Genomic DNA, 6000 nt, shown 5'->3' with positions numbered 1-6000 from the left:
TTCCCTTTTTTTGTTGGGTGTTTTTTGTTTTTGTGGGGGGGGGGGGCGCCCCCCCCGCGCGCGGGGGGGGGGGGGGGGGGGGGGGGGGGGGGCCGCCCCCCCCCCCCCCCCCCCCCCCCCGCCCGTGTCACTTCAGTCACTCACACGTTGAACCGGAATGCCGATAACAGGGCTCGCTCCCCCCTGCGGATACAAGCCTCGAGTCCCCACGGTTGCGCCATGACCGCACTGCCCGACCGGATGCGCCCGCCGCCGCGGAAGGCTGGTTCGCGGAGGACCTTGACCGCCTTCCCGAGGCACCCCGCCACACCGAGCCGATCGACGGAGCGCTGGTCTTCATGGTGTCGCCGCAGAGGTGGTGGCACGGCCACCTCGTCACCACGCTCACGGTCGCGCTCATGGAGCAAGCCTCGATCGTTCATGAGTCCTCGTCCGTGTGCTGACGGGGACTCGGTGTCGGCGAGGTGCGGTCCTGTCGGGGAGACCGCAGTCACTGTCGGTCGAACGGCCGACAGCATCACGTGAAACTCGTACGCAGGGGCGACGCTGCGGCTCCCGCATCGTCGCCATCATGGTGATCACGGCGGCGGTGCCTCGTTCCGAGGCCCACAAGGCCGCCGACGGAGGTGTCCGTCAGGCGCCGTGGCCGCCACGGTGCCGTCCCTGGCACCCCGTATCTCCAGCACCGAGGCGAGGCGGACTCCGGGAGCATGTCATGAAGAAGGGGACGGTCATCACCGTTCTGGTCGTCGCGGCCCTCCTGGCCCTGTCCGCGCAGGGCAGGAAGCAGACGGCCGTCCTGCCTGACTCGACGGGGCGGACACTGGACCTCGCGCAGAGCACCGCCCGGCAGGCCGGGTTCACGACCGTCGTGACCCACGACGCCCTGGGCAGACACCGGCTGCCGTTCCTCCAGAAGAACTGGAGAGTCTGCGGCCAGACCCCCGCGGCCGGCCGGTACGAGACGACCACACCCGTCGACTTCTCCGTGGTCAAACACGGTGAGCGGTGCCCTTGACCCCTGTCACGCCGAGAGGGCGGTCGGCGTCGACCCGCCCAGGTGAGGCAGGTCCGGTTCCGGTGCTTCAGCGCGGCGGCTGATCGCCGCCCGCGGTAGCGCCTGCGGTGGTGGCCAGGGGGAAGACGGCCTGTACCTGCCAGCCGCCGTGCGGGACGGGGCCCGCGCGGAAGGTGCCGTCGAGCGCTTCGACGCGTTCGCGCACACCCAGCAGCCCGAAGCCGCCACGTCCGCCGGCGGGCGCGGCGGCATGGTGTGCGGGCGTGGTGTTGGTGACGGTCACCAGCAGGCCGGTGCCGTCCGTGTCCAGGTGCACGGTGGTCCCGGCACCGGGCGCGTGGCGGCGGACGTTGGTGAGGGCTTCCTGCACCAGGCGCTGCACGGTGATCTCGATCTCGGGACCGAGGCGGGACGTGCGGGCCGCCGCGGTGATGTCGAGCCGGGACGGGGCGTCGTCACCACCGGCGGCGGAGTGCGTGGAGACGAGGTCGGCCAGTTCGGTGAGCAGGTCGCCGCTGCGCAGGGCGGTGTGGTCGTCCTCCCGCAGGACGCGTACCAGGCGGCGCATCGAATCCAGGGTCTGGGTGCCGGAGTGCGCGATGTTGCGGAGGATGGGCGGCACGCGGTCGGGCGACGCGGTCTGGATGGTCAGGGCCGCGTTGGCCTGGACGATGATCCCGGTCATGTGGTGGGCGATCAGGTCGTGCAGGTCCCTCGCGAGGGCAAGGCGCTCGGCCTGGCGGACATCGCGTACCGCGCGCTCCCTGCGTGCCTCCAGGGACCGCAGCGCACAGCCGATGGCGACGCAGACGGCCAGGGCGACGGTGAGGATGTAGCCGCCCACGACGAAGGCTCCCAGCGAACCGGCGCGCAGCGGAAGCAGGAGGATCGTCACGCCGAGGGCGACGGTGCAGGCGACCGCGGTGGCCGGCCGCCGGATGTCGGCCGCGGTACGGACGGTGAGGAAGAGCAGCCCACACGTCTCAAGGGCCCCCCACCACCGCGGCTCGGGCGGCGCGACCAGGCTCCACACGGTCACCCCGACCGAGAGCGTGACGACGCCCGCGACCCGCCGGCTCAGGTCGACGGAGCGGGGCAGGCCGACGGCGGCCAGGGCGGCGGAGCGGGGCAGGCCGACGGCGGCCAGGGCGGCCAGCGGACCGGTGACGAGCACGGGCAGCCAGCCGGCCGGGGTCCCGAACGGAGCGGGACGGGTCACGAAGACGGCCAGGTCCACGCCCCAGGTGAGAGTGAACGCGACCAGGCCGCTGACCGTGATCAGCCGACGGCCGGCCGGGATGCGCGGCAGGTTCCAGTGCACGCCGCTCAGCGTAGGAGTGAAAGCCGGCGGAGGTGTCGGCCGAATGACCGACACAGAGCGGGACGTCGGATACCAGCGGCTGACGCGATGTGCCCGGCCCCGGCGGAACCATGGTGAACACGGCGGTCGGCCCCCTCCCCCGAGGTCCGGCCGCCGGCCAGAACGTCCTCATCGGCACCCCACCGGGCCCCGCGTCGACGGGCACGCATCCGCCGGGCTGCCGGACACAGGCATCCATTCGACGAAGCAGGATCTGTCATGCATCACGGTGTACTGGTCGCCATCGGAGCAGGCGGCATCGGCCAGGCCGTCGCCCGCAGAGTCGGCACCGGACGGCCCGTCCTGCTCGCCGACGAGGACGGAGAGAGCCTGCTCGCGGCGGGGACGCGGCTGGAGCGCGCCGGCTACCAGGTCAGCGCCCAGAAGGTCGATGTCTCCAGCCCGGCCTCCGTCGCCGCCCTGGCCCGCAGGGCGGCCGGGCTCGGCCCGGTCACCCACGTCGTGCACACGGCAGGTCTGTCCCCGGCGCAGGCCGACGTGTCCGCCATTCTGGCCGTGGACCTGCTCGGCGTGGCTCTGGTCGTCGAGGAGTTCGGTCAGGTCGTGGCGGACGGCGGGGCCGGAGTGGTGATCGCCGGCAGCGCCGGCCACTTCTTCGACCGCCCGCTCAGCGCCGAAGAGCGACGGCAACGGCGCCGGATCCCCGCACGGGAGCTGCCGTCGCTGCCGGTGCTGCGGGAGAAGAACTTCGCCAGTCCTGGACAGGCGTACGGCTTCGCGGAGTACGCCGGCCGGCTGCGCGTCCAGGAAGCGGCCCGGTCCTTGGGCGAACGCGGGGCACGGATCAACACCATCAGCCTCGGTGTCATCGCCACCCCGACGGGTCAGGCCGAACTGGCCGGCCCGCACGGCGCGGCGATGCGCGCCGCACTCGGCACGGCTCCGGTGCCGCGGCTGGGCACCCCGGAGGACATCGCCGCCGCCGCGGAATTCCTGCTCGGCGCGACGGCCGGGTTCATCACCGGAACCGACCTGCTCGTCGACGGCGGCTGCACCGCCGTGCTCACCGACCTCCCACCGGCTCCCCGGTAACGCCGGGCTCCTGTCTTCCGCCTCTCCTGCACATTTCGCCTCTCCAAGGCATGTCACTTCTCCAACGCATTTCGCCTCTCCTTCGCCCACACACACAGAGAGTCATCGCACCACCATGGCCACTTTCCTCCACCGCATCGGCCGGTCCGCCTTCCAACGGCGCTGGCTGGTCGTCCTCCTGTGGGCGCTTGTCCTGGGCGTCGTGGGCATCGGCGCCGCCAACAGCTCCGGCGCCTCCGACACGACTGTCTCGATTCCCGGCACCGAGGCCATGCGCGCCAACGACCTGCTGGAGCAGAAGTTCCCGGCGGCCGCCGGTCCCGACGGCGCCACCGCCCGCGTCGTCGTACGGGCGCCTCACGGGGAGAAGATCGGCAGCGCCGGGAACAAGAAGGCGCTCAAGGCGACCCTGGCCGAGATCAAGGACTCCTCCTCGCGCGTCGCCCAGGTCAGTGATCCCTTCACCGCCAAGACCGTCAGCCCGGACGGCACCACCGCATACGCGCAGGTCAGCTACAGCGTCCAGGACAAGGACCTCACCGCCCGCGACCACACCGGCCTGGACCGGGCCATGGAGTCGGGCCGGGACCGGGGGCTGACGGTGGAGGCGTCCGGCAACGCGCTGGCTCCCCCCGGGGAGGGCATGTCGTCCGAGGCGATCGGCTTCGTACTGGCCGCCGTCATCCTGTTCCTCACCTTCGGTTCGCTGCTCGCCGCCGGCCTGCCCCTGGTGACCGCGCTGATCGGCGTGGGCATCAGCCTGGCCGGCATCTCCGCGCTCAGCGGCCCGCTCGACCTGCCCAGCAGCACCTCGGGCCTGTGCAGCATGCTGGGGATCGCCGTCGGCATCGACTACGCGCTGTTCATCGTCTCCCGCTACCGCTCCGAGCGCGCCGAGGGCCACGACCCGCAGGAGGCCGCCGCCCGTGCCAACGGCACCGCGGGGTCCGCGGTGGTCTTCGCCGGGCTGACCGTGATCATCGCGCTGTTGGGTCTGGCGGTGGTGAACCTGTCCACGCTGACCGCGATGGGCCAGGGCGCCGCGTTCGCGGTGGCGGTCGCGGTCCTGGTCGCCACCACCCTGATCCCCGCGCTCCTGGGGTTCTTCGGCGGCCGTATCCACGCCAAGGCGGCCACGCCCCCCGCTTCCCGGGCCGATGCGGCCACCCCGGTCAGGGCGGGGCTCGTACAGCGGCTGACCAGTGCGGTGGTGCCGGGCCGACGGCGCGGCGGGCCCGGCCTGCAGCAGCGGTGGATCTCCGGCATTCTCCGCAAGCCGGCCCAGGTCCTGATCCTGGCCGTGGTCGGCCTCGGCGTGATCGCCCTGCCGGCCGCGAAGCTGCAGCTCGGCCTGCCGGACGACGGCTCCCAGCCCGCCTCGTCCACCCAGCGCAAGGCGTACGACATGCTGTCGGAGTCCTTCGGGCCGGGCTTCAACGGCCCCCTCACCGTCACCGTCGACGACAAGAACCCCGCCGTCGCGCACAGCGGTGCGGAGAAGATGGCCGCGTCCCTCCCCGGCCTGGCCGATGTGGCCTCGGCGGCCCCGGCGGTGTTCAACCCGGCCGGCGACACGGCGATCATCGCCGTCGTCCCCAAGAGCGGGCCGAGCAGCGAGGTCACCAAGGACCTGGTCCACGACATCCGCAAGCTGGGCCATGACGTCGGGGCGGACACCGGGGCACGCACCATGGTGACGGGCACCACCGCGATCAACATCGACATCGCCGACAAGTTCTCCGCGGCGATCGTGCCCTACCTGGCCGTCGTCGTCGGCCTGGCCTTCCTCGTGCTGATCCTGGTCTTCCGTTCGATCCTCGTCCCCGTCACGGCGGCCCTCGGCTTCCTGCTGTCCGTGCTCGCCTCGCTGGGCGCACTCGTCGCGATCTTCCAGTGGGGCTGGCTGAAGGATCTGGTCGGCCTGGATCAGCCCGGCCCCATCATGAGCCTGATGCCCATCCTGATGGTCGGCATCGTCTTCGGGCTCGCCATGGACTACCAGGTGTTCCTGGTGACCCGCATGCGCGAGGCGTACGTCCACGGCGCCGACGCCCGTAAAGCGGTCGCGGTGGGCTTCCGGCAGAACGCCACCGTCGTCACGGCCGCCGCGCTCATCATGGTCTCGGTGTTCGCCGGCTTCATCGGCGCCCACGACGCCATCCTCAAGGGCCTGGGCTTCACGCTCGCGGCCGCGGTCGTCTTCGACGCCTTCGTCGTCCGCCTGACCATCGTGCCCGCGGCCCTCGCCCTCCTCGGCGACCGTGCCTGGTCCCTTCCCCCGTGGATCGACCGCATCCTGCCGGACGTCGACATCGAAGGGGAGAAGCTCGCCCGGCGCACGCCGCCCCCGGTTTCCCTCCCGCAGCAACCCGTTCCGAGTGCCACGGCACACGACCAGCTCTGACACGTCCGGCCCCGCAGGCCCGCACCGCCACGGTGGTGCGGGCCTGCCCCATGTACCGCCGGACCGGTCGGACACGTCAGTCGACCGGATTCCATCGCCGAGGCAGATCGACGGCCATGGAACCGCGGCATCTGACGTACTTCCTCGCGGTCGCCGAGTCCCGCA

At 72.0% G+C, this 6000-nt stretch carries 4 protein-coding genes and 1 pseudogene; 4 read left to right on the top strand and 1 reads right to left on the bottom strand.

The annotated features are described in order from the left end of the window. Positions 1-219 precede the first annotated feature (219 nt). Both ACIQVL_RS51000 and ACIQVL_RS50995 read left to right on the top strand, forming a co-directional pair. Positions 220-410 (top strand): annotated as a pseudogene (locus ACIQVL_RS51000) (Uma2 family endonuclease); the annotation flags it as partial. 305 nt (positions 411-715) lie between these two features. Then, a complete protein-coding gene (locus ACIQVL_RS50995) occupies positions 716-1018 on the top strand; it encodes a hypothetical protein (protein ID WP_403441090.1) in 303 nt (100 codons plus the stop codon). Positions 1019-1085: 67 nt separating this feature from the next. Here the strand turns inward: ACIQVL_RS50995 and ACIQVL_RS50990 are convergent, their stop codons facing one another. Further along, entirely contained in the window at positions 1086-2339 is a 1254-nt protein-coding gene (locus tag ACIQVL_RS50990) for a sensor histidine kinase (protein ID WP_403479228.1), read from the bottom strand. Between the two features lie 258 nt (positions 2340-2597). Here ACIQVL_RS50990 and ACIQVL_RS50985 point away from each other — a divergent pair, with 258 nt between their 5' ends. Then, the gene (locus tag ACIQVL_RS50985) at positions 2598-3431 is read left to right on the top strand and encodes an SDR family oxidoreductase (RefSeq protein WP_403479227.1); all 834 of its coding nucleotides are present in this window, start codon (positions 2598-2600) and stop codon (positions 3429-3431) included. Positions 3432-3546: 115 nt separating this feature from the next. Continuing rightward, positions 3547-5835, top strand: coding sequence for an MMPL family transporter (locus tag ACIQVL_RS50980; RefSeq protein WP_403441098.1), 2289 nt, complete (start codon positions 3547-3549; stop codon positions 5833-5835). Positions 5836-6000 lie beyond the last annotated feature (165 nt).

This window comes from Streptomyces sp. NPDC090499, assembly GCF_044769305.1.
Classification (GTDB): domain Bacteria; phylum Actinomycetota; class Actinomycetes; order Streptomycetales; family Streptomycetaceae; genus Streptomyces.
The sequence above is the reverse complement of the archived record's forward strand: the minus strand, read 5'-3'. Positions and strand labels throughout refer to the sequence as shown.

Bases quoted from the DNA above. Each gene is read 5' to 3' on its own strand.
- ACIQVL_RS50995 (WP_403441090.1), top strand. From the start codon at position 716: ATGAAGAAGGGGACGGTCATCACCGTTCTGGTCGTCGCGGCCCTCCTG.
- ACIQVL_RS50980 (WP_403441098.1), top strand. From the start codon at position 3,547: ATGGCCACTTTCCTCCACCGCATCGGCCGGTCCGCCTTCCAACGGCGC.
- ACIQVL_RS50985 (WP_403479227.1), top strand. From the start codon at position 2,598: ATGCATCACGGTGTACTGGTCGCCATCGGAGCAGGCGGCATCGGCCAG.